General features: G+C 77.2%; 1 protein-coding gene. It reads left to right on the forward strand.

What is annotated here, in order from left to right:
• On the forward strand, nucleotides 1–762 hold a 762-nt coding region (locus tag SM577_RS31615), incomplete at both ends, for an FtsX-like permease family protein (RefSeq protein WP_474588700.1).

Genomic DNA, 762 nt, shown 5'->3' on the forward strand with positions numbered 1-762 from the left:
GGCGGTGGACCGCAAGAGCGCGGCGCTGTTCGCCCTGGTGCTGGTGGTCTGCGTGCTCTTCCTCGGCAACGCCGTCTCCGCCGCCGTCCGGGACCGCCGCGCCGAGCTGGCCGTGCTGGCCTGCCTCGGCTGGCCGGCCCGCCGGATCGGCGCGCTGATCCTGGGCGAGGTCGCGCTGCTGGGCCTGGTGGCCGGACTGCTCGCCGTCGGTCTTGCGTTCCCGCTGGGCGCCATGCTGGGCGTGGGCGTCGACTGGTGGCGGGCGGCGCTCGCCGTACCGGTGGCGCTGCTGCTCGGCCTGGTCGCCGGCCTGGTGCCGGCGCTGCGGGCCGCCCGCGCCCACCCGGCCGCCGCGCTGCGGCCACCGATCGCCACCGCCCGCTGGGTACGCCGGCCCCGCACCCTGCTCGGCCTGGCCCTGGTCAACCTGGTCCGCACCCCCGGCCGCACCCTGCTCGGCGCCAGCGCCCTCGCCATCGGCGTGGCCGCACTCACCATCGTGGCCGCCATCAGCTACGCCTTCCAGGGCGCGGTCGTCGGCACCCTGCTCGGCGACACCATCGCCCTGACCGTCCGCGGCGCCGACGCCCTCGCCGCCACCGCGACAGTGCTGCTCGGCGCCGCCGCCGTCGCCGACGTGCTCTACCTCAACATCCGGGACCGGGCGAACGAACTGGCCGCCCTGCGCGCCACCGGCTGGACCGACCCCGAACTCGGCCGGCTGATCGGCTACGAAGGCGTACTCCTCGGCGCACTCGGCGC

The sequence above is a fragment of the Micromonospora desertarenae genome, from assembly GCF_056150265.1.